Source organism: Streptomyces sp. NRRL F-5755, from assembly GCF_001279365.1.
Lineage (GTDB): Bacteria > Actinomycetota > Actinomycetes > Streptomycetales > Streptomycetaceae > Streptomyces > Streptomyces rimosus.
The window spans coordinates 39,843-60,425 of the sequence record NZ_LGCW01000115.1 but is presented as its reverse complement, the minus strand read 5'-3'; the positions used below and the strand labels follow the sequence as shown (position 1 = coordinate 60,425).

Below are 20,583 nucleotides of genomic sequence, written 5' to 3'. Positions count from 1 at the left end.
ACAGCCGAGGGGGCATGGGCACGTGAACCGCAACAGCACGGAACGGGACGGCGCGGGGCAGGGCACGGGCGAGGCGGCGGGGCGGGGGGCCAGGCGGGAGGCGGGTGACGGGCAGGGTACGGGGGCGGTCGGCGGTCCGATATCCGGGGCAGGCGATCCGATACCGGGGGCGGGCAGCCCGGTACCCGGAGCGGGCGGCCCCCCGTCCGAAGCGGACGCACCGGCACCCGGAGCAGGCGCCCCCGTACGCGCACCGCACACCCCCGGACCGGCCGCAGCCGACACCCCCGCGCCGGGCACGCCCGCGCCCAGCACCCCCGCCCCCGCCCACCGCGGCCGGATCGTCGCCGCCCTCATGCTCTGTATGGCGCTGGCCGCCCTCGACTCCACGATCATCGCCACCGCCGTCCCCCAGATCGTCGGCGACCTCGGCGGGTTCGCCGTCTTCTCCTGGCTCTTCTCGGGCTATCTGCTCGCCGTCACGGTCAGCCTGCCCGTCTACGGCAAGCTCTCCGACACCTTCGGCCGCAAGCCCGTCCTGGTCACCGGCGTGATCGTCTTCCTCGTCGGTTCGCTGCTGTGCGCGGGCGCCTGGGACATGGGCTCCCTGATCGCCTTCCGCGTCCTCCAGGGCCTGGGCGGCGGCGCCCTCCAGGGCACCATCCACACCATCGCCGCCGACCTGTACCCGATGAAGGAGCGCCCCAGGATCCAGGCCAAGCTGTCCACCGTGTGGGCGACCTCGGCCGTCGCCGGTCCCGGCCTCGGCGGCCTGCTCACCGCGTACGCCGACTGGCGGTGGATCTTCCTGGTCAACCTGCCGGTGGGCGCCCTGGCCCTGTGGCTCGTCATCCGGCACTTCCGCGAGTCGCTGCCCGCGCGCGAACGCGAGCGGCGGCCCCGTATCGACTGGCCCGGCGCGCTCGCCATCTTCGCAAGCGGCGGCCTGCTGCTGAGCGCCCTCGTCCAGGGCGGCGTCGCCTGGCCCTGGTTCTCCGTGCCCTCGCTGCTGCTGTTCGGCGGCAGCGCCCTGTGCACCGCCGCCACCGTCGTCGTCGAACGCCGCGCCGCCGAGCCGATCATCCCGGGCTGGGTCTGGCGCCGCCGTACGATCTCGGCCGTCAACCTCGCGCTCGGCGCCGTCGGCCTGCTCATGGTCGCGCCGACCGTCTTCCTGCCCACCTACGCCCAGGCCGTCCTGGGCCTGGGCCCGATCGCGGCCGGGTTCGTGCTCTCCGCGATGACCCTGAGCTGGCCGGTCTCCTCGGCCCTGAGCAGCCACGTCTACAACCGGATCGGCATCCGGGCCTGCGCCATGACCGGCATCGGCGCCGCCACGCTGATCCTGCTCGCCTTCCCGCTGCTGCCCTACCCGGGCGCCGCCTGGCAGCCCGCGCTGATCATGCTGGCGCTGGGCGCGGCCCTGGGGATCTTCCAGCTGCCGCTGATCATCGGCGTGCAGTCGTCGGTCGGCTTCGAGGAACGCGGCACCGCCACCGCGTCCATCCTCTTCTGCCGCCAGGTCGGCCAGTGCGTCGGCGCCGCTCTCTTCGGCGCGGTCGCCAACGCCACGCTCAACGCCCGCCTGGCCGACGCGCCCGCGGACATCCGGCCCGGCCTGCCCGGCGACCTGGACTCCGTCTCGCACGCCCTGGCCCGCGCGGGCACCCTCACCGACCGCGCCGCGGACTACCTGCGGCGCGCGGTGGACGTCGCCGTGGAGCACGTCTACATCGGCGCCGCGGTCGCCGCCGCCCTCGCCTTCCTGATCCTGCTGCTGCTCGCACCGCGCCGCTTCCCGGTGCACGGGGAGGCGGCGCCCGGTACGGCCGTACAGAACGCACGCGGGAAGGGCCGCGAGGGCCTCAAGGGCTGACAGCCCCGGTCAGGGCAGCCGGTCGCTGGTCAGGGCGGCCGCCGGGGAAGGAAGCGGCGCCCCTCGGCGCCCGCGCCCCTCCCCGTCCACCCGAGAGCGCGTATCACTGCTGCTCGGGCGGGCGCGGCAGCTGGTTCTCCAGGGTGTCCTCGTTGTCGGGGTCCACCGGCGCCCGCGAGTCGGACGGCGCCCCGTCAGCGGCCCCGTCCGGACCGGCCGCCGCCTCCTCGGCCGTACCGGCCCCGGCCGCGTCCGCCTCCGCACCGCCGGGCTTCTCCAGCAGCACCGTGCCGCCCTCCGCATGCGACGTGGCCCCCGCGCCTTCGACGCCCTCTTCCGCGGCCACCTCGTCCTCGTCCGGGGCCTTGCCCGTCAGCGCGGCGAGGGTGTTGCGCACATGCGTCATGTGCTCGCGCACCTTCTCGCGGCGCTCCGCGTGCTCACGCAGTATCCGCTCCGTGGCCCGCTCGATCCGCTCCACCTCGATACGGGCCTGCGCCAGCAGGTCGGCGGCGCGCGCCTCGGCGTCCTCGTCGCGGTGGCGCGCCGCCTCCTCGGTCTCCGCGCGGAACCGCTCCGCCTCGGCGACCTTGGCCCGGCCCAGCTCCTCCAGCTCCGCCACCCGCTGTTCGAGGTCGGCCTCCTGCGCGGCGAGGTCCCGGCCGAGCGCGTCCCACTGCTCGGTCTGCTCCTCCTCCTGCTCCCGCAGCATCTGCGCCGTACGCCGCTCCATCTGGCGCAGCGCCTCCGCCGCCTCGGACCGCCACTGCTCGGCGTCCTTGGCCGCCGCCGCCTCGATGCCGTCCGCCTCGGACCACGCCGCCGCGACCCGGCGCCGCGCCCAGTCCTCGGCTTCGTCGCGCAGCTCCTGGGCCGCCCGGTCGGTGGCCTCGGTGATCTGCCGCTCGTACGCCTCGGCCTCCTCGCGCGCCCGCTCGGCCGCCTCCTCGGCGTCCTTGCGCAGCCGCGCCGCCTCCGACTCCGCGGTCGTCAGTATCAGCCGCGCCTGGTCGCCCAGCGACTCGTACGTCTGCGGCGGCAGCTGCCGTACGTACTCCCGCAGCTCCGCCAGCTCGGCCGTCATCTCGTTGGCGAGGACCGTCAGCCGCGCCGCGCGCTCCCAGCAGGAGTCGCGGTCGATGGAGAGCCCTTCCACCCGCCGGTCGACGTCCTCGGGACGGTAGCCACGCCCTCGTACGATCTCGAACCCGTGAGGCGAAACCGATGCACTCATCCCTCAAGCCCCTTCCCGGCGTGCGGCGCGATTGTGCGCACATCTTTCTGGATCGATTCGAAGCGACCGTTACGCGACACTCCGCCCCTCTCAATGCTCCAGGATGCGTTAATTGTTGCCAGAAGTCGGAATCGGGACATCTTCGCGAAGAGCCCAAAAGAGTCGCCGTGCTCCCTGCTCGTCCCACTCCACCACATCTCCGACACCTCCCAGGTCCACCCCGGGACGAGCCACCGGAACGGTGGTAGCCGCGCCCTCGCCGTCCGCGATGTTCTTCATCGACCGGCCCAGACGTGCCAGGTCCGGCACCCCGGCCGCCCGGTCCACCGTCAACGCCGACAGTCCCGCGTCCAGCGCCGGCACCAGGGCGAAAGGATTCAGCAGCACACCGGCCCCGAGCATCTTGTCGCCGAGCGCACCGATCAGCTGCCGCTGCCGCCGCACCCGGCCCAGGTCACCCTCCGGGTCCGTATAGCGCGCCCGTACGTACGCCAGTGCCCTCACCCCGTCCATCTCCTGGCACCCGGCCCGGAAGTCCGCCCCTGACTTCTCGTCCTTCAGCGGCTTGTCCGGACACATCCGTACGCCGCCCAGCGCGTCCACCACCTGCACGAAGCCCAGGAAGTCGACCTCGGCGTACCGGTCGATCCGCAGCCCGGTCGCCTGCTCGACGGTACGCGTCAGCAGCTTCGGGCCACCTTCGGCGAACGCCACGTTGACCTTGTTGCGGCCGTGGCCCGGCACCGCCACGTAACTGTCCCGCGGCAGACTCACCAGATACGGGCCGCTGTCCCCGCGGTGCAGCACCATGATCGTGTCGGTGTTCAGGCCCTCCTCGTTGCCCACATGCAGCCGCTCGCGCTGCTCCGGCGTCAGGCTCTGCCGGCTGTCCGAGCCGACCAGCAGCCAGTTCGTGCCCTTGCCGGACGGCGGTCTGCCGGAGTAGTCGGCGAGCGCGTCCGTACGGCGCACCTGGCCGCCCGCCCATACGTACAGCGCCACACCGCCCGCCACCGCCAGCACCACCAGGATCAGCAGCACCAGCGCGATCCGCCTGGGCCAGGACAGCGGGCGCCGGCCGCGCGGCCGGCGGCCCCGCCGCCCGGCGCGGTACAGCGCCGACGTACCCTCCGGCGACGGCGGCGATGACCAGGACGGCTGACCCATATACAGAGGATCATGGTCACCCGGCCGTCCCGCAGGTCGAGCGCCGCCACCGGCGGCACACCGGGTGAACCGCGCCTACAGCAGCCCGTCCCACATCTGTTCGAGCAGCACCGACCACCACGACTCCGGCGACCCCAGCGCCGGCGCGTCCAGCGCCACCAGCTGCGCCTGGAAGTCCACCGTCCAGCGCCCGGCCTGCTCCGGCGTCAGCCCGTACCGCAGCCGCCACATCCGGCCCAGCATCGCCATACAGCGCACGAACTCCGGCAGCCCGCTGTTCACGAACTGCGGCACCGCGGGCTGACCGTTCGGGGCAGCCTCCAACGGCACCGCCACGATGTGCGCCGTCCCGTACTGCACACACAGCTGACGCCCGAAGTCGTTGCCCATCACCAGGTACGACCCCGCGTCCGCCGCCGGACGCACCCCGCGCTCCGCCGCCAGCTCCGCCAGCGTCGGCACCGGACGGCCCGGCTGCGCCTGCGCCCAGAAGAACGGCCCGAAGTCCACCGGCAGCCCGGCCCACACCAGCGTCTGCGCCACCACGTCCGGCACACCCTGCCGGGACACCGCCCGCTGATCGAAACGGAAGACGCCCTGCGGCCCGAAGGACTGCTCCAGCTCCTGCCCGATCGCCTGCGGCGGCACCGGCGGAACCGGCTGCACCTGCGACGGATGCGGCAACGGCACCCGCACCGGCGCCGGCCGCGCCGGACCGTCCGCCACCTGGTGCAACTCGCCCTGATGCGCCAGGAGATGACGCATGCCCTGCTGCCGCGACGCGTGCTCCGTCCCGTACGGGGCGGTATGGCTGATCCGCACCTGCGGCCAGGTCTCCCGCACCATCCGCGCGCAGTACCCGCCCGGCAGGTCGCACGATTCCAGCTCCGTGTGCAGCTCCACCACCTGCTGCGGCGGCACGTTCATGGCGCGCAGCTCGTGCAGCAGCTGCCACTCCGGATGCGGCGCACCCGGCGCGGAACGCCGCACGATCTTCTGCTCCGAACCATCCGGCGCCCGGTAGCTCAGCACGGCCATGTAACCCGGGCCCACCGTCGGCTGCCCGGACGGCGCCTGCGGATAGCCGTACGAGTCGGGGCCCGGCGGCTGCTGTACGGCCGGGCCGGACGCGGGCGGACCCGGAACGGCGGGCGGCGGCATGCCGGGGCCCGGCGCGGCCGGACCGCCCGCGCCGTCGGCGAGCATCGTCGCCGCCGCGTGCACACCGCCACCGGGCGGGGCGGACGGCGGCGGGGGCGGGCCGCCCGCGTCACCGGAACCGGACGGCTTGCCGGACGTGCCGGACGCCTTGGGGGCGCTCGGCGGGCCGGGGGGCGCGGCGGGCGGTCCGGGCGGGGCGGCCTGAGGCGCGGAGGGCGGAGCGGAGGGCGGCGGTACGCCGGGGCCGCCCGCCTCCGGGCGGAGGGCGGCGTCACTGGCGAGCATCGTCGCGGCGGCATGCACACCACCGCCGGACGCGCCGGGGCCGCCCGGACCGCCGGAAGAGCCGGAAGGCGGCGCGGGCGGGCCTTGCTCCGGCTTCGGGGACGCCGCGTCCGGGCCGTCCACCGCGCTGAGGTCCACCTCGTCCGCGTCCAGCTGCGAAACGAGCTGCGTCGGGATGTACCCGCCGGCGGGCGCGGCGGCAGGCGGCTTCGCGGCGGCGCCCTTGGCACCGCCCTCGGCGCCCGGCGCCGCCGCGTCCGTACGGTCACGGCCCTCGTCACGGGCGCCCGGCACACCGGGAGGCGGCGGACCACCGGCGTTCCCCGGCAGCGCCGAACCGTCCGCCAGCATCGTCGCCGCGGCATGCACCCCGCCGGCCGGCGGCCCGGACGGCGGCGGAGGCGGCACACCCGGCCCCTCGGAACCACCCGGCGCACCGGAACCGCCGCCGGGGCCCGCGTACGCAGGGGGCGGCGGCACGTCGGCGACCGGCGGTCCGGACGGCGGCGGCAGATCGGCCAGCCCCGCCGTGTCGGCAGGCGGCATCGGCCCGGCGGGCGGGCCGGGCGGCGCGGGAGGCGGCGACGACGGCATCGGCGGCGACGCCGGCCCGCCGGTCCCCGGCTCCTCGACCGCGGGAGCCAGCATCGTCCGCGGCAACTGGCTGCCGCCCGCGATCAGTTCGGTCTTCGCCTCGGGGCGCGCGCTCGGCGGCGGCGTGTCCTGCTCGTCGAACCCGGCCAGCGGCGGCGCGAAGACGGTCTCCGGCAGCCCCACCGAGCGGTCGTCACCGCCCTCGTCGGCCCGGACGTCCGTACCGGACCAAGGGGTGGCCCCGTCCGGGACCCGGTCCTGCACGGGCGGCTCGTCCTGTATGGGCTGCTCGTTCCGTACGGGTTGCTCATCCTGTACGGGCGACTCGTCCCTTGCGGGCTGCCTATCCCGTACAGGCGGCTCGTCCCGTACGGAGGCGGTCCCCGCCACCCCCGCCGCCCCCGCAGCCGTCTGCCCCGGCCGCCGGTCCGCCAGCCCGATCTGGTCCGCGGCCTCCTGCAGCCACTCCGGCGGCGTCAGCAGAAAGGACGTCGCCTCCAGGTCGATCCGCTGCGGCGGCGCCTCCGGGGCGGCGTCCGCCATCGCGCCGTACTCCTCCTCGTACCGCCGGATCACCTCGCCCACCGGCAGCCCCGGCCACAGCGTCGTCTCCCCGCTGTCCCGCGCGATCACCAGCCGGGCCCGGCCGCCATCGGTTGTGGGCCCGCCCTCGCGGTCCTCCGCCCAGGCCACAAACCCCAGCTCGAACTCCCGCACCCGAACCTCACGCTGGAACGGACCCGGCACGTCACCGTTGACCCAGCGCTCCGCGCGCTCCTGCGCCTGCGCGAACGTCACCACCGCGCCTCACCCCTCCACCGGAACGGCACGCGCGAAGCCGCCGTCCACCATCAGGTTCGCCACCGTCTCCAGCTCCGGCGGACTGCCCGCCAACTGCTGGAGGAAATCGTCGAAATCCGCGCCGCACGGCAACAGCAGCCGCTCCGCCCGCTCCTGCACCGGCCGGCCGTCCCGGTCCCGCGCGTCGTCGTACGCGCAGAACCACACCGACCCCGGCGCGTCCCCCCGCACCTTCACCGCGATCACCCCGCCCTGCACGAACCCCACACCCAGATAGTCCTTGGTGAAGTGATCGCGCAGACACTTGTTGACGTACACCAGATCGTTCATCGCGGCCTCGTCCCGCACCGTGAAGAACGGCTGGTCCACCAGCAGCCCCAGATCCGCGTACAGCCCCACACCCACCGGCGCACAGCCGCCCGCCGCCTTCAGGAACGCCCGGTACGCACCCGGCAGCCGGTACCCGAGCGACTCCTCGGCCTGCTGCACCTGCTCCTCCGCCACCGACAGCTCCCGGTGCGGCAGCCCGAAGTGCACCGGCCGGGTGTCCTGCAACGGCCGCGTACCGCGCCTGCCGTGATCCACCGACGCCGTCGCCAGCCCGCCGTGGTGCCGCAGCAGCGCCTTCACGTCGACCGGCACCAGCTCCATCCGCCGCGTACCCGCCACGTGGTGCCACGTCCAGCCGTGCGGCGTCGCCACCGGCGGCACGTCCTCCCACAGCTCGTGCCCCTCGGCGTGCAGCGCCACATTCGCCGACACATAGTCCGTCAGCCGCAGCTCGTCCACGCCGAAACCCTCCGGCGGCTCCGCGATCTCCGCGGCCGCCCGCGCATACGACGAGAAGTCCGGGAACCCGCGCCCGTCCACCGGCACCCCCCGCGGATACCGGGCGGCCCGCACCGGATCCGGGAAGTGCACGACCTGCCCGGCATAGGCCGAGTTCGGTGGCGCGGCGTGGCCCGCGGCCTGAGGGCCGGGAGGTGCCCCCAGCCCGTGCCGACCTGACGTCATGGCGGTGCTCCCTGGCTGATTCTGGCTACTGGGCACAGCCTATGCCGTGCCGCAACAGGCTCTCCCGCACACATCGGCCCGGCACCCGCCGCCCCGGACCCAACACCCGCCGCCGACCGCCCACTTCACCGCACGCCCCCACCGCACACCCGGCCGCTGCCCATCCCCGTACCGGTGCCCGTACCGCGACCGGACCCGGACACAACCGTGACATCACCGACAGCCCATCCGACTTCCCCAAGACCCGGGGCATTTGGCAGGCTGATCTCCCCCTACCCTTGCGGGGGACCTCCGGCGTCCCGGGGATTCGGGGAGGGAAAAGCACTGACCATGCGCACCACGGCACACCAGAAGACCGCCGCCACGGGAGACCCCCGCGTCGGCTGGAGCGGCACCGCCGACGACGACCGTCCGCCTGCCCTCCGCCACCGCCGCGACGGCATCCTCCCCACCGTCGGCGCCGCCCTGTCCGTACGCGGACGCACCCTCACCTGCACCGCGAGCAAGGCCGAACAGCCCCCCGTGCTCCACCACCTCGTGCAGGACTTCCTCGACACGCTCGCCACCGCCCAGCGCGAACGCTTCACCGGGCGCTGCCCCGAAGCCGTCCTGCTGAGCCGCCACCTGACCGCCGTCGAGGCCAACCGCGGCAAACGCGCCTCCCGCAAACCCCTCACCAACGGCGAAGCCCGCCGCTCACTGAAACATTCCAAACTCACCGCCCGGCACATCCGCGAGGACGGCGACCCCCTGCACGGCAGCTACGCTCCCCCCTGTCGCTCCTGCGACGCCCTCCTCGCCTTCTTCGGCGTCATGCCCATCGGCACGCACGCAGGGAGCTGACCAGCACCATGCCCCCCACCGCACCGTCCGCGGACTCCGCGGCGCCCGTCGCACCGCTCTACGACCACTCCCGCAGCGCGGCCACCCGCTTCCCCGTCGCCGTCGACGCGGCCCTCCAGGACGCCGGCTGGCGCCCCGGCCGCTGGGACATGCAACAGGCCGAACACTGGGCCGACGCCCTGCGCACCCACACCTCCCCCGCCGGGCACCGGCACACCGTCTTCCCCGCCGCCGTCGAGGCGTGGGCCGAGTTCGGCGGCCTGGACATCAACCCCACCGGGCCCGGCCGCCACATCGCCCCCACCCCCTTCACCCTCGACCCGCTGCACGGCCTCCACCTCGCCCGCACCCTCGGCGACCTCGGCCGCGCCCTGGAGACGGAGGTCGCCCCGCTCGGCCAGGAAGCCGGCGGCCAGGCCGTCCTCGCCATCGACACCGAAGGCCGCGTCTACAGCCTCGACCACACCGGCGACTGGTACCTCGGCCCGGACATCGACCAGGCCCTGAACACCCTCGTCCTGGGCGTCCGGCCGGTACGGCTGAGTGCGGCGGGGGCGGGGACGGGGGCGGACTCCGGTTCTGGTTCTGGTTCTGGCTCCGGGTCGGGGTCGGGAGAAGCGGAGCGCTGAGGCGGGCGGGGCTGGCCCTGCTCCCGGACCGGACCTGGACCTGGGGACCTGCTGCTGCTCCTGCTCCTGCGGCTACGGCTGATGCGGGGCCCGTACGAAACGGGCCCTCAGCCCCCTTACCCCTCCGCCTGCCGCCCCGGCAGCACCGCCGACACCCGGAAGCCGCCCGCCTCCGTCGGCCCCGACACGAACACCCCGCCCAGGCCGGTCACCCGCTCCCGCATGCCGACCAGACCGTTGCCACCGCTCGGCAGGCCGACATCCACCGCGCCGCCCGCCGACGGACCGTTCTCCACCTGTACGGCGACCTCGCCCTCGCGGTGCGCCAGCCGGACCCGGGCCCGGGCGCCCGGCGCGTGCTTGTGCACGTTCGTCAGCGCCTCCTGCACCACCCGGTACACCGTCTGCTCCACCCCCGACGGATAACCGCTCTCCGCGGCCGCGCCGTCCACCGACAGCTCCACGGCCATCCCGGCCGCCCGCGACTGCCCCACCAGAACACCCAGCTCCGCCAGCGACGGCCCCTCACCGCCCTCCGGCTCCGCCGTCGCCACCGCGGCACCACCCCGCGCCCGGTCACCGGCACCGGCCTCCGCCGCACGCGCGCCGGACCGCGGTCCGGCACCTCGCGCGCCACCGGACTCCACCGGCCCCGGCGCCTGCGCGTCCGCACCCGTGGCCTCTTCCCCGGCCTTCGCCTTCGCCTTGGACGCCACCGCGACCAGCCGCTCCGGCTCGCCCGACACCGGCGCCGACGACCGGCCCGACGCCCCCTCCCCGTTCCGCAGCACGCCCAGCATCTCCCGCAGCTCGGTCAGCGCCTGCCGGCCCATGTCCCCCACCAGGCCCGCATTCCGCGACGCCTTCTCCGGGTCCTTCAGCGCCACCGCCTGCAACGCCGCCGCGTGCACCACCATCAGGCTCACCCGGTGCGCCACCACGTCGTGCATCTCCCGCGCGATCCGGGTCCGCTCCTCGTTACGGGCCCACTCCGCCCGCTCCTCCGCACGGTCGGCCAGCAGCGACAGCTCCCGCTCCAGCCCGTCCGCCCGCTCCCGCAAGCTCTCCACCAGGCGGCGCCGGGCCCCTACGTACAGGCCCCACAGCACCGGCGGCGCCGTCACGATCAGCCCCACCGCGGCCGCCATCACCAGCATGAACCACGTCGGCGGCCGGAACCCGGGCTCGTTGAGCAGATCCTGCCGGAGCGAGAAGAAGCTGCTGACCAGCGTCCCGATCACCGACATCCCGGCCAGCAGCCCGAGCGCCCGGCGCGGCACGTCCGAGACCGCCAGCGAATACAGGCCCACGATGCTCAGCAGCGCGCCCATCTGCGTCGGCGTCACCGCGATCGAGACCAGCACCACCGCCACCGGCCAGCGGCGGCGCAGCAGCAGCACCGGGCCCACGACCAGGCCCAGCAGCAGCCCGGTCCACGCCGGCAGCCCGGAGTCCCCCGCGAAGTCCAAGCCCTCGAACACGGTCTCCAGCGTCGAGACGACGGCCAGCGACACGTCCAGCACGGCGCTCCGCCGCCGCGGCCACCACCACGGCCCGGCGGGCGCGTCCCTCGCGCCCGTTGCTTCGATTGCCCCCGTTGCGGTCATACCGACCAGCCTACGGGCGCCCGCACGCGATTTTCCGTCGAGCGCTCTGCACGCGAGTGCACCGTTACGGACGGGTACCGGCTCGTATTCCCTCGAACTGTTGAATCGCCCACATTTTCGACAGCTTTGTCCAGCGTCCGGCCCGAAGCTGAGCGCATGCACCGCCACACACAAGCGGACTTCGAGTCCCTGCGCGACCAGGCCGTCACCCTCCGCCGCGCGGGCCTCAGCCGCCGCCAGATCCGCGACCGCCTCCACATCCACAACAACGACATCCTCAACCGCCTCCTCCAGGGCGAACCCCCACCGGACTGGACCCGCCGCCCGAACGCGAAGGACGACCTCCGGTCGAGGGCGCGGGAGCTGCGGGGGCAGGGGATGACGTACGACGCGATCCAGGTCGAGCTGGGCTGCTCGAAGAGCTCCATCTCCCTCTGGGTCCGGGACATGCCCAGGCCCCCGAGGCGCACCAGCGATCAGGCGTCCGCCATCGCGAAGCGCGGCTGGGAGGCGACGCTGCGCCGCCGCGAAGAGGAGCGGCAGCGGACGAAGCGCGCCGCCGCCGATGAGGTCGGCACCCTGAGCGACCGCGAACTGTTCCTGATCGGAGTGGGGCTCTACTGGGCTGAGGGCACGAAGAGCAAGCCATACCGCAGGGCCGAAGTCGTCACGTTCATCAACAGCGATCCGGACATGATCGAGGTCTATCTCGCCTGGCTCAAGCTCATGGGCGTCACGGGGGATCGGCTGAACTTCCGTGTGATGATCCACGAGTCCGCCGACGTACCCGCGGCCGAGCAGTACTGGGCGAACCTGCTCGGCGTCGACGCCGCGGCCTTCGGCAAGACGACGCTGAAGAAGCACAACCCGAAGACCGTTCGGAAGAACGTGGGCGAGAGCTACCGCGGCTGTCTTGTGGTCCGAGTTCGGCAAGGAGCCGACCTCTACCGTCGCATCGAAGGCTGGTGGTACGGCATAGTAGGGGGCGTCCGCGGCAGCCAGGAGGCGAACCGGACATAACGGTAATCCCGGGTCGTCTAAGGGCAAGACCGCTGATTTTGGTTCAGCAGATGGGGGTTCGAGTCCTCCCCCGGGAGCCATGCCAAGTTCGGGTCCCGACCTCCGGTCGGGACCCGCCCGCGTTTCGCCAGCAAACCGCACCGGTATCCTTCGGGTGTCCACCACCCGAAGAAGCCGAAGGGCATCCCGTGAGCGCCAACCGCCCGGCCGCCGTCGTCGTTCTCGCAGCGGGTGAGGGCACCCGCATGAAGTCGTCGACCCCCAAGGTTCTGCACGCGATCTGCGGACGCTCCCTCGTGGGGCATGTCGTCGCCGCCTCCCGAGAGCTGGATCCCGAGCACCTCGTCGTGGTCGTCGGTCACGCCCGTGAGCAGGTCGGCGGGCATCTCGCCGAGATCGACCCGGATGTGCGCACCGCGGTGCAGCACGAGCAGAACGGCACCGGCCATGCCGTCCGCATGGGCCTGGAGGAGCTGGGCAACAGCGGTGTCACCCTCGACGGCACCGTGATCGTCGTGTGCGGCGACACCCCGCTGCTGACCGGCGAGACCCTCAAGAAGCTCGGTGACACCCACGCCGCGGACGGCAACGCCGTCACGGTGCTGTCGGCCGAGGTGCCGGACTCGACGGGGTACGGCCGGATCGTGCGGGACGAGAACACCGGCGCGGTCACCGAGATCGTGGAGCACAAGGACGCGACGGACGCGCAGCGCGCGATCCGGGAGATCAACTCCGGGGTGTTCGCGTTCGACGCGCAGCTGCTGACCGACGCGCTGGGGAAGGTGCGTACGGACAACAGCCAGGGTGAGGAGTACCTCACCGATGTGCTGGGGATTCTGCGGGAGGCCGGGCACCGGGTGGGTGCCGCGGTGGCGGACGACCACCGGGAGATCCTGGGCATCAACAACCGTGTGCAGCTGGCGGAGGCTCGGAAGCTGCTGAACGAGCGGCTGCTGCACCGGGCGATGCTGGACGGTGTGACGGTCGTGGATCCGGCGACGACGTGGGTGGATGTGTCGGTGACGTTCGAGGCGGACGCCACGGTGCACCCGGGTACGCAGCTGCTGGGTGCGACGCATGTGGCGGCGCACGCCGAGGTGGGTCCGGATTCGCGGCTGAAGGACACCTCGGTCGGCGAGGGTGCTTCGGTGTCGTTCACGGTCGCGGACGGCGCGAAGGTCGGTCCGGGGGCGAGTGTGGGTCCGTACGCGTATCTGCGTCCGGGTACGGATCTCGGTCCGAAGGCGAAGGCCGGTACGTATGTGGAGATGAAGAACGCGACGATCGGTGAGGGTACGAAGGTGCCGCATCTGTCGTATGTGGGTGACGCGACGATCGGTGAGTTCACCAATATCGGCGCGGCGAGTGTCTTCGTGAACTACGACGGTGAGGCGAAGCACCACACGACGGTCGGGTCGCACTGCAAGACCGGCTCGGACAACATGTTTGTGGCTCCTGTCACGGTCGGGGACGGCGCGTACACCGCGGCCGGCTCGGTCATCACCAAGGATGTGCCCCCGGGTTCGCTGGCGGTCGCGCGCGGCCAGCAGCGGAATATCGAGGGCTGGGTCGCCCGTAAGCGTCCCGGAAGCGCCGCCGCGCAGGCTGCGTCTGCTGCTGGCCAGGAGTCCGACGGCGAGCAGTGATCGTGCTCGGGTGCGCCGTGCGGGGCGTACCGTGATAAGTGCACGCAAACAGGATTCGAGGAGATTTGCTGTGACCGGGATCAAGACGACCGGCGAGAAGAAGCTGATGCTCTTCTCCGGCCGCGCCCACCCCGAGCTGGCTGAGGAGGTCGCCCACCAGCTGGGTGTCGGGCTGGTCCCGACCAAGGCGTTCGACTTCGCCAACGGAGAGATCTATGTCCGTTACCAGGAGTCGGCGCGTGGTGCGGACTGCTTCTTGATGCAGAGCCACACGGCTCCCATCAACAAGTGGATCATGGAACAGTTGATCATGATCGATGCGCTGAAGCGGGCCTCGGCCCGCAGCATCACCGTGGTCATCCCGTCCTACGGCTACGCCCGCCAGGACAAAAAGCACCGCGGCCGCGAGCCGATCTCGGCCCGGCTGATCGCGGACCTGCTGAAGTGCGCGGGCGCGGACCGTATCGTCACGGTCGACCTGCACACGGACCAGATCCAGGGCTTCTTCGACGGCCCGGTGGACCACCTGTTCGCGCTGCCGGTCCTCGCGGACTACGTGGGCGCGAAGGTGGACCGCGAGAAGCTGACGGTGGTCTCGCCGGACGCGGGCCGGGTGCGGGTCGCGGACCGTTGGTGCGACCGGCTGGACGCGCCGCTGGCGATCGTCCACAAGCGCCGGGACAAGGACGTGGCGAACCAGGTCACCGTCCACGAGGTCGTCGGTGACGTCAAGGACCGGGTCTGCGTCCTGGTGGACGACATGATCGACACCGGTGGCACGATCTGCGCCGCGGCGGAGGCGCTGTTCGCGAACGGCGCCGCGGACGTCATCGTGACGGCCACGCACGGCATCCTGTCCGGTCCGGCGGCGGACCGGCTGAAGAACTCGAAGGTCAGCGAGTTCGTCTTCACCAACACCCTGCCCACCCCGTCCGAGCTGGAGCTGGACAAGATCACGGTGCTGTCGATGGCGCCGACGATCGCCCGGGCGATCCGTGAGGTGTTCGAGGACGGCTCGGTGACCAGCCTCTTCGAGGAGCAGTGAGCCGGATTCCGTAGCCCGCAAGGGGCCGCGGAGATCGACTTTGGGGGCGGCCTCCCCGCCGGGTAGACTCGTGGAGTTGCTCGGCGAGGGAGGCCGCACTTTTCTGTGGTGCGGCGGTCCGTTATCGACGCGCTCTTCGTAGCAGGTCTGTCGTGGGCCGGGTGACGCCCCACAGATCCGTCCGGTCTTCGTCGACCGTGCCGACTACGAGGAGTGCCACATGGCCGAGGTCAAGCTCGAAGCCAAGATCCGTACCGACTTCGGTAAGGGTGCCGCCCGCCGTTCCCGCCGCGAGAACATGGTTCCCGGCGTGATCTACGGTCACGGTGACGCCCCGAAGCACGTCGCCATCTACAACCACGCGCTGATGATGGCCCTGAAGACCCCGAACGCGCTGATCCGTCTGGAGATGGACGGCGAGAGCATGCTGGTCATCCCGAAGGCCGTGCAGCGTGAGGCCATCCGTGGCTTCCTGGTCCACGTGGACTTCCTGGCCGTGCGCAAGGGCGAGAAGGTCACCGTCGAGGTGCCGATCCACACCGAGGGCGACCTGGCGCCGGGTGCCAACCTGCTGGAGCACCTGCTGAACACCCTGCCGCTGGAGGCCGAGGCCACCCACATCCCGGAGTCGGTGACCGTCTCCGTCGCGGGCCTGGACGCCGGTGACTCGGTGCACGCCAAGGACGTGAAGCTGCCGTCGGGTTCGGCGCTGGCGATCGACGGGGAGACCGTGCTGCTGCAGGTCGTCGCGGCGCAGGCCGAGGCGCCGGCGGAGGCCGAGGGCGACGAGTCCGCCGAGGGCTGATCGCTTCCGTAACACGGGTTACTGTCTCGACCGCCGCTCCGCACCGTGCGTGCGGGGCGGCGGTCGAGCCGTTTCACGGGCCCGGCCGGGGATCGGCCGGTCCGGCCGGTCCGGTTGCTGCAAGGAGACATGAGGATGACGACGGACGCTGAGGGTCCCTGGCTGGTCGCGGGGCTGGGCAATCCGGGCCCCGAGTATGCGGCCAACCGCCACAACGTGGGGTTCATGGTGGCGGATCTGCTGGCGGAGCGGATGCGCGGGCGGTTCAAGGCGCACAAGGCGCGGGCGCAGGTCGTGGAGGGCCGGATCGGTCCGCCGGGTCCGGGCAGCCGCCGGGTGGTGATCGCCAAGCCGATGACGTACATGAATCTGTCGGGTGGTCCGGTGACGGCGCTGCGGGACTTCTACAAGGTGCCGGTCGGCAACATCGTGGCGGTGCACGACGAGCTGGACATCGATTACGGGGCGCTGCGGCTGAAGCTGGGCGGCGGTGACAACGGCCACAACGGTCTGAAGTCGATCACGAAGTCGCTGGGTGCGGAGTATCACCGGGTGCGGTTCGGTATCGGGCGTCCGCCGGGCCGTATGCAGGTGGCGGATTTTGTTCTGAAGGACTTCTCCGGCGCGGAGCGCAAGGAGCTGGACTATTTCGTGGACCGGGCGGCGGACGCGGTGGAGGCGCTGATCGTGGACGGTCTGGAGCGGGCGCAGAGCACGTACAACTCGTGACGGCGGGGTGGCGCGGTCCGTGTGGTGCGCCGTCCGAGGTTGACCGCGGACAGTCACATGCCCAAGGATCGCCGCCATGCCCAAGAGCAGCCCGAGTACCAAGACGCGCACCCGTACCGGCCGTCCGGCCAAGAAGCGCAGCCGTTCCCGTCGGCTGGGGGAGAGCGCCTACGGGCTGCTGCTGGTCGCCCGTACCGGGCTGATGGCGGCGCTGGCGCTGTTGCTGCTGGTGGCGGGCGTGTGGACGTCGTGGAACACGGCGCAGTACGCGATGTTCGTCAAGGGGCGCGAGCGCGGCACGATGACGGTGGCGGACTGCCGTGACGACCGGTGTTCGGGCCCGTACCTGCCTTCGGGGGGTGACGGCCGGCGCCGGGCGCGGGTGTCGTTGGCGGCCGCGGCGGCGCCCGGCGAGGGCGAGCGGGTCGAGGTGATTCTCAAGCCCGGCACGGACCGCGCCGTCCGGACCGGACCGGCCGGCATCCTGCACGCGTGGGTGCCGTTCGCGGGTTCGCTGCTGCTGGCGGCGCTGGTGGTGGCGGGCGGCATGAAGCTGCGGCGTACGGCGTGGGTGATGGGGGCGCTGGGGGCGGTGTTGCTGGGGGCTACGTTTGCGGCGTTGTAGGGCGTACGGGCCGGGGTTCAGTGCCGGTGCCGCATGTCCCACATGCCGAGTTCGCCGTCGTGGGCGCGCAGCCGGGTGACGGCTTCGGTGAGGGTGCGCTGTTCGGTGAGTTCGTAGAACAGGAACAGCGGGGCGAAGACGCTGGCGTAGCCGAACGGGGCGCCGCGCGGTGCGATGTAGGCGCTCGCCCCGGCGTCGAGGAAGGCGTCGGCCAGGCGGGGGTCGCCGGTGTCGCAGCCGTTGTTGATGACGACGCTGCCCGGCAGGCGGAGGTGCGCCCGTACTTCTTCGGGGCCGGCGGAGCCGTTGAACGGCTGGTGGGCGGCGATTTGCGGGGCGAGTTCGTCCAGCAGGACGCGGCCTTCGTCGCCGTGGCAGCAGAGGATGACGTACGGCGCGACGGTGCGGCTGCCGTCGAGGGCGGCCACGAAGTGGCGGGGCTGTCCGATGGGCAGGTAGGTCACCTGCACGCCGAAGCACTCCAGTGCGTCCCGCAGCGGCCGTCCGTCCCCGCCCTCCAGGTCCAGCACGTCCACGGAGGTCCAGGACAGCCGTCCGGCCTGGACTTCCCTTATGCGTGACGGCCGCTGTGTGGCCAGCCAGGTTTCTTCGTCCATGCCCGGCCCTTCATGGATACGGGCCGGCCGGGGCGCGTGCCCCGGCCGGCCCCTGGGTTCAGCCGGTGTTGCGCAGCCCCGCCGCCACGCCGTTCACGGTGAGCAGCAGCGCCCGTGCCAGCACCGGGTCCGCCTCTTCTCCTCGCTCGGCCGCGGCGCGCTGGCGGTGGAGCAGCGAGACCTGGAGGTAGGAGATCGGGTCCAGGTAGGCGTCGCGGATGTGGAAGGTCTGCTTCAGCACGGGGTTGGAGTCGAGGAGTTCGGTCTCGCCCGTGATGCGCAGGACTTCCTGCACGGTCAGTTCGTGCTCGGCCTTGATCGTGTCGAAGACGTGCTTGAGCTCGTCCGGTACGAGGGTGTCGACGTAGTGCCGGGCGATCCGCAGGTCGGTCTTGGCCAGGGTCATCTCGACGTTGGACAGGAAGTTGCGGAAGAAGTGCCAGTGCTCGTGCATCTCGTCGAGGACGACGTCGAGTCCGGCCTCGCGGGCGGCCTTCAGGCCCGTACCGACGCCGTACCAGCCGGGGACGATCTGGCGGGACTGGGTCCAGCCGAAGACCCACGGGATGGCGCGCAGGCCGTCGAGGCCGGCGCCGGAGTCGGGGCGGCGGGAGGGCCGGGAGCCGAGGTGGAGTTCGGCGAGCTGGTCGACGGGGGTGGACGCGAAGAAGTACGCGGGCAGGTCGGGGTCCTCGACGAGCTTGCGGTAGGCGCCGTGGGCGGCGTCGGAGACGGTCTCCATGGCGGCGTCCCAGCGGGCGAGCGCCTCGTCGGACTGGCGGGGCGCGGTGTGCAGCGCGGACGCCTGGAGGGTGGCGGCGACGGTCAGTTCCAGGTTCTCCCGGGCGAGGGAGGGGACCAGGTACTTGTCGGAGATGACCTCGCCCTGTTCGGTGACCTTGATCTCGCCTTCGAGGGTGCCGTAGGGCTGGGCGAGGATCGCGTCGTGGGAGGGGCCGCCGCCGCGGCCGACGGTGCCGCCGCGGCCGTGGAAGAGGCGCAGGCGTACGCCGTGCCGGTGGGCGACGTCGCGCAGCAGGCGCTGGGCGCGGTGGATCTCCCACTGGCTGGTGGTGATGCCGCCGAACTTGGAGGAGTCGGAGTAGCCGAGCATGACCTCCTGGACGTCGCCGCGCAGGGCGACCAGGCGCCGGTAGGAGGGGTCGGCGAGCATTTCGTCCAGCAGCTGGTCGGCGATCTTCAGCTCGTCGGTGGTCTCCAGGAGCGGCACGATGCCGATCTTGGCCCAGCCGGCGTGCAGGTCGATCAGGCCGGCTTCGCGGGCCAGGACGGTGGCGGCGAAGACGTCGTCGGAGCCCTGGCACATGGAGATGATGTAGGACTCGACGACCTCGGGGCCGAAGGTGTCCTTGGCCTTGCGGATGGTCTCGAAGACGCCGAGGGTCTTGGCGCCGGCCTCGTCCAGGGGGGCGGGGCTGGGGGCGAGGGGGCGGCGCGAGCGCAGTTCCTTGGCGAGGAGCTTGCGGCGGTAGTCGCGCGGCATGTCGGTGTAGCGCCAGGACTCCTCGCCGAGGCGGTCGAAGAGCTGGCCGAGGGCGTGGTGGTGGGCGTCGGCGTGTTCGCGGACGTCCATGGTGGCGAGCTGGAGGCCGAAGGCGGAGATGGTGCGGATCGTGCGCTCCAGGCGGCCGTCGGCGACGAGGCCGCCGCGGTGTTCGCGCAGCGAGGTCTGGATGAGGGTGAGGTCCTCGATGAGGCCGGTGGTGCCGAGGTAGTCGCGGCCGGGGACGTGCGGGGTGTCGCCCGCCAGGCGTTCGCGGGTGTTGACGAGCTTCTGGCGGATGCAGGTGGCCTTGAGGCGGTAGGGCTCTTCGGCGTTCAGCCGCTTGTAGCGGGGGCTGATCTCGGGGAGCGCGTCGAGGTCCTGCTGGAGGGAGGCGAGGAGTTCTTCGGTGGCGCCGCAGTTGCGGATGGAGTTGGACAGGGCGCCGCGCAGCTCGTCGATGTGTTCGAGGGCGTCGGTGATGCCGTGTTCGTGCTGGAGGATCAGCACGTCCCAGGTGACCTGGGGGGTGACGTTGGGGTTGCCGTCGCGGTCGCCGCCGATCCAGGTGCCGAAGGTCAGCGGGCGGGTGCCGGGGGGCAGCTCGGTGCCGGCGCGTTCCAGTTCGGCGGCGAGGTCTTCGAGGACGTCGCCGACGGCGCCGCGGCCGAGTTCGTCGAGGTAGTAGATGGCGTTGCGGGCCTCGTCGGTGGGCTCGGGGCGGGCGACGCGCAGTTCGTCGGTCTGCCAGATGAGGTCGATGTTCTCGGCGAGGCGGAGGTCGACGCGGCGGCGTTCGGTGGCGTCCGTACGGTCGAGGAGTTCGGCGACCTTGCGGAGCTTGGTGAGGACGGAGCGGCGGGCGGCCTCGGTGGGGTGGGCGGTGAAGACGGGGCGGACGCCGAGGTTGGCGGCGGTGGCGCGCAGGTGCTCGGGGTCGGCGTCCTTGAGCATGTCGGCGGTGCGGGCGAGGATGCCGCCTTCGGCGGCGCGCCTGGCGCGCAGTTCGCGGCCGCGGTGGACCTGCTCGGTGACGTTGGCGAGGTGGAAGTAGGTGGAGAAGGCGCGGACCAGCTTGGCGGCGGTGGCCAGGTCGGTCTCGCCGAGGAGCCGGGCGGCGGCCTCGCCGTCGGAGCGGGTCAGGGCGCGCACCTGTTCGACGAGGTCGAGCAGCTCCTGGCCTTCCTGGCGGACGAGGGTCTCGCCGAGGAGGTCGCCGAGGCGGCGGATGTCGGCGCGCAGGGGCCCGTTGTCGCGGGCGGCGTCGGCGGCGGCCGGGGCGGCGGTGCGCTCGTCGTTCGCGGCGGGGGTGATGTCGGCACTGCTCACAGGTGCGGCTCCTTGCAGTGATCTTCGTGATCTGAGCACGTCCGGGCTTGCA

General features: G+C 72.5%; 16 protein-coding genes and 1 tRNA gene. 10 read left to right on the top strand and 7 right to left on the bottom strand.

Annotated elements, in window-relative coordinates; all coding sequences use genetic code 11:
• The first annotated feature begins 355 nt into the window (after window positions 1-355).
• Complete coding sequence (locus tag ADK86_RS14125; RefSeq protein WP_053696938.1) at window positions 356-1,876, top strand: MFS transporter; 1,521 nt, start codon at window positions 356-358, stop codon at window positions 1,874-1,876.
• Between the two features lie 103 nt (window positions 1,877-1,979).
• Here the strand turns inward: ADK86_RS14125 and ADK86_RS14120 are convergent, their stop codons facing one another.
• From ADK86_RS14120 to ADK86_RS14105, 4 genes are all read right to left on the bottom strand, one after another.
• Window positions 1,980-3,110 (bottom strand): cellulose-binding protein, encoded by a 1,131-nt coding sequence (locus ADK86_RS14120; RefSeq protein ID WP_324611391.1) that lies wholly within the window; start codon window positions 3,108-3,110, stop codon window positions 1,980-1,982.
• A gap of 108 nt (window positions 3,111-3,218) precedes the next feature.
• Complete coding sequence (locus ADK86_RS14115; protein ID WP_420718847.1) at window positions 3,219-4,277, bottom strand: LCP family protein; 1,059 nt, start codon at window positions 4,275-4,277, stop codon at window positions 3,219-3,221.
• 75 nt (window positions 4,278-4,352) lie between these two features.
• Complete coding sequence (locus ADK86_RS14110; RefSeq protein WP_053696910.1) at window positions 4,353-7,118, bottom strand: SUKH-4 family immunity protein; 2,766 nt, start codon at window positions 7,116-7,118, stop codon at window positions 4,353-4,355.
• Window positions 7,119-7,124: 6 nt separating this feature from the next.
• Entirely contained in the window at window positions 7,125-8,132 is a 1,008-nt protein-coding gene (locus tag ADK86_RS14105) for an SMI1/KNR4 family protein (protein ID WP_030593727.1), read from the bottom strand.
• Between the two features lie 330 nt (window positions 8,133-8,462).
• On the opposite strand from ADK86_RS14105, the gene ADK86_RS14100 reads away from it, so the two are divergent.
• Window positions 8,463-8,975, top strand: coding sequence for a YwqJ-related putative deaminase (locus ADK86_RS14100; protein WP_003984393.1), 513 nt, complete (start codon window positions 8,463-8,465; stop codon window positions 8,973-8,975).
• A gap of 8 nt (window positions 8,976-8,983) precedes the next feature.
• Window positions 8,984-9,604: an SUKH-3 domain-containing protein gene (locus ADK86_RS14095; protein WP_053696909.1), complete on the top strand. Its 621-nt coding sequence runs from the start codon at window positions 8,984-8,986 to the stop codon at window positions 9,602-9,604.
• Window positions 9,605-9,720: 116 nt separating this feature from the next.
• Here the strand turns inward: ADK86_RS14095 and ADK86_RS14090 are convergent, their stop codons facing one another.
• Complete coding sequence (locus tag ADK86_RS14090) at window positions 9,721-11,211, bottom strand: sensor histidine kinase (RefSeq protein ID WP_234345847.1); 1,491 nt, start codon at window positions 11,209-11,211, stop codon at window positions 9,721-9,723.
• A 156-nt stretch (window positions 11,212-11,367) separates the two neighbouring features.
• Here ADK86_RS14090 and ADK86_RS14085 point away from each other — a divergent pair, with 156 nt between their 5' ends.
• The 7 genes from ADK86_RS14085 (at window position 11,368) to ADK86_RS14055 (ending at window position 17,081) form a co-directional block, all read left to right on the top strand.
• Entirely contained in the window at window positions 11,368-12,231 is an 864-nt protein-coding gene (locus tag ADK86_RS14085; protein ID WP_053696907.1) for a hypothetical protein, read from the top strand.
• A gap of 6 nt (window positions 12,232-12,237) precedes the next feature.
• Window positions 12,238-12,311, top strand: a tRNA-Gln gene (locus ADK86_RS14080).
• A gap of 108 nt (window positions 12,312-12,419) precedes the next feature.
• A complete protein-coding gene (gene glmU, locus ADK86_RS14075; protein WP_078952033.1) occupies window positions 12,420-13,877 on the top strand; it encodes a bifunctional UDP-N-acetylglucosamine diphosphorylase/glucosamine-1-phosphate N-acetyltransferase GlmU in 1,458 nt (485 codons plus the stop codon).
• A 70-nt stretch (window positions 13,878-13,947) separates the two neighbouring features.
• Complete coding sequence (locus ADK86_RS14070) at window positions 13,948-14,922, top strand: ribose-phosphate diphosphokinase (RefSeq protein ID WP_030374403.1); 975 nt, start codon at window positions 13,948-13,950, stop codon at window positions 14,920-14,922.
• Window positions 14,923-15,142: 220 nt separating this feature from the next.
• Entirely contained in the window at window positions 15,143-15,727 is a 585-nt protein-coding gene (locus ADK86_RS14065; protein WP_030593719.1) for a 50S ribosomal protein L25/general stress protein Ctc, read from the top strand.
• A 135-nt stretch (window positions 15,728-15,862) separates the two neighbouring features.
• The gene (gene pth, locus ADK86_RS14060; protein ID WP_030374401.1) at window positions 15,863-16,456 is read left to right on the top strand and encodes an aminoacyl-tRNA hydrolase; all 594 of its coding nucleotides are present in this window, start codon (window positions 15,863-15,865) and stop codon (window positions 16,454-16,456) included.
• Window positions 16,457-16,532: 76 nt separating this feature from the next.
• Window positions 16,533-17,081 (top strand): hypothetical protein, encoded by a 549-nt coding sequence (locus ADK86_RS14055; protein ID WP_053696906.1) that lies wholly within the window; start codon window positions 16,533-16,535, stop codon window positions 17,079-17,081.
• A 17-nt stretch (window positions 17,082-17,098) separates the two neighbouring features.
• Here ADK86_RS14055 and ADK86_RS14050 read toward each other — a convergent pair whose 3' ends face one another.
• Together ADK86_RS14050 and ppc are read right to left on the bottom strand one after the other, a co-directional pair.
• The gene (locus ADK86_RS14050; RefSeq protein WP_053696905.1) at window positions 17,099-17,698 is read right to left on the bottom strand and encodes a hypothetical protein; all 600 of its coding nucleotides are present in this window, start codon (window positions 17,696-17,698) and stop codon (window positions 17,099-17,101) included.
• A 58-nt stretch (window positions 17,699-17,756) separates the two neighbouring features.
• A complete protein-coding gene (ppc, locus tag ADK86_RS14045) occupies window positions 17,757-20,531 on the bottom strand; it encodes a phosphoenolpyruvate carboxylase (protein ID WP_053696904.1) in 2,775 nt (924 codons plus the stop codon).
• Window positions 20,532-20,583 lie beyond the last annotated feature (52 nt).

Excerpts from the sequence above, each read along its gene's own strand:
- ADK86_RS14050 (WP_053696905.1), bottom strand. The coding sequence starts at position 17,698 with ATGGACGAAGAAACCTGGCTGGCCACACAGCGGCCGTCACGCATAAGG.
- ADK86_RS14055 (WP_053696906.1), top strand. The coding sequence starts at position 16,533 with ATGCCCAAGAGCAGCCCGAGTACCAAGACGCGCACCCGTACCGGCCGT.
- pth (WP_030374401.1), top strand. The coding sequence starts at position 15,863 with ATGACGACGGACGCTGAGGGTCCCTGGCTGGTCGCGGGGCTGGGCAAT.
- ADK86_RS14065 (WP_030593719.1), top strand. The coding sequence starts at position 15,143 with ATGGCCGAGGTCAAGCTCGAAGCCAAGATCCGTACCGACTTCGGTAAG.
- ADK86_RS14100 (WP_003984393.1), top strand. The coding sequence starts at position 8,463 with ATGCGCACCACGGCACACCAGAAGACCGCCGCCACGGGAGACCCCCGC.
- ADK86_RS14090 (WP_234345847.1), bottom strand. The coding sequence starts at position 11,211 with ATGACCGCAACGGGGGCAATCGAAGCAACGGGCGCGAGGGACGCGCCC.
- ADK86_RS14095 (WP_053696909.1), top strand. The coding sequence starts at position 8,984 with ATGCCCCCCACCGCACCGTCCGCGGACTCCGCGGCGCCCGTCGCACCG.
- ADK86_RS14125 (WP_053696938.1), top strand. The coding sequence starts at position 356 with ATGCTCTGTATGGCGCTGGCCGCCCTCGACTCCACGATCATCGCCACC.
- ADK86_RS14105 (WP_030593727.1), bottom strand. The coding sequence starts at position 8,132 with ATGACGTCAGGTCGGCACGGGCTGGGGGCACCTCCCGGCCCTCAGGCC.
- ADK86_RS14085 (WP_053696907.1), top strand. The coding sequence starts at position 11,368 with ATGCACCGCCACACACAAGCGGACTTCGAGTCCCTGCGCGACCAGGCC.
- ADK86_RS14115 (WP_420718847.1), bottom strand. The coding sequence starts at position 4,277 with ATGGGTCAGCCGTCCTGGTCATCGCCGCCGTCGCCGGAGGGTACGTCG.
- ADK86_RS14120 (WP_324611391.1), bottom strand. The coding sequence starts at position 3,110 with ATGAGTGCATCGGTTTCGCCTCACGGGTTCGAGATCGTACGAGGGCGT.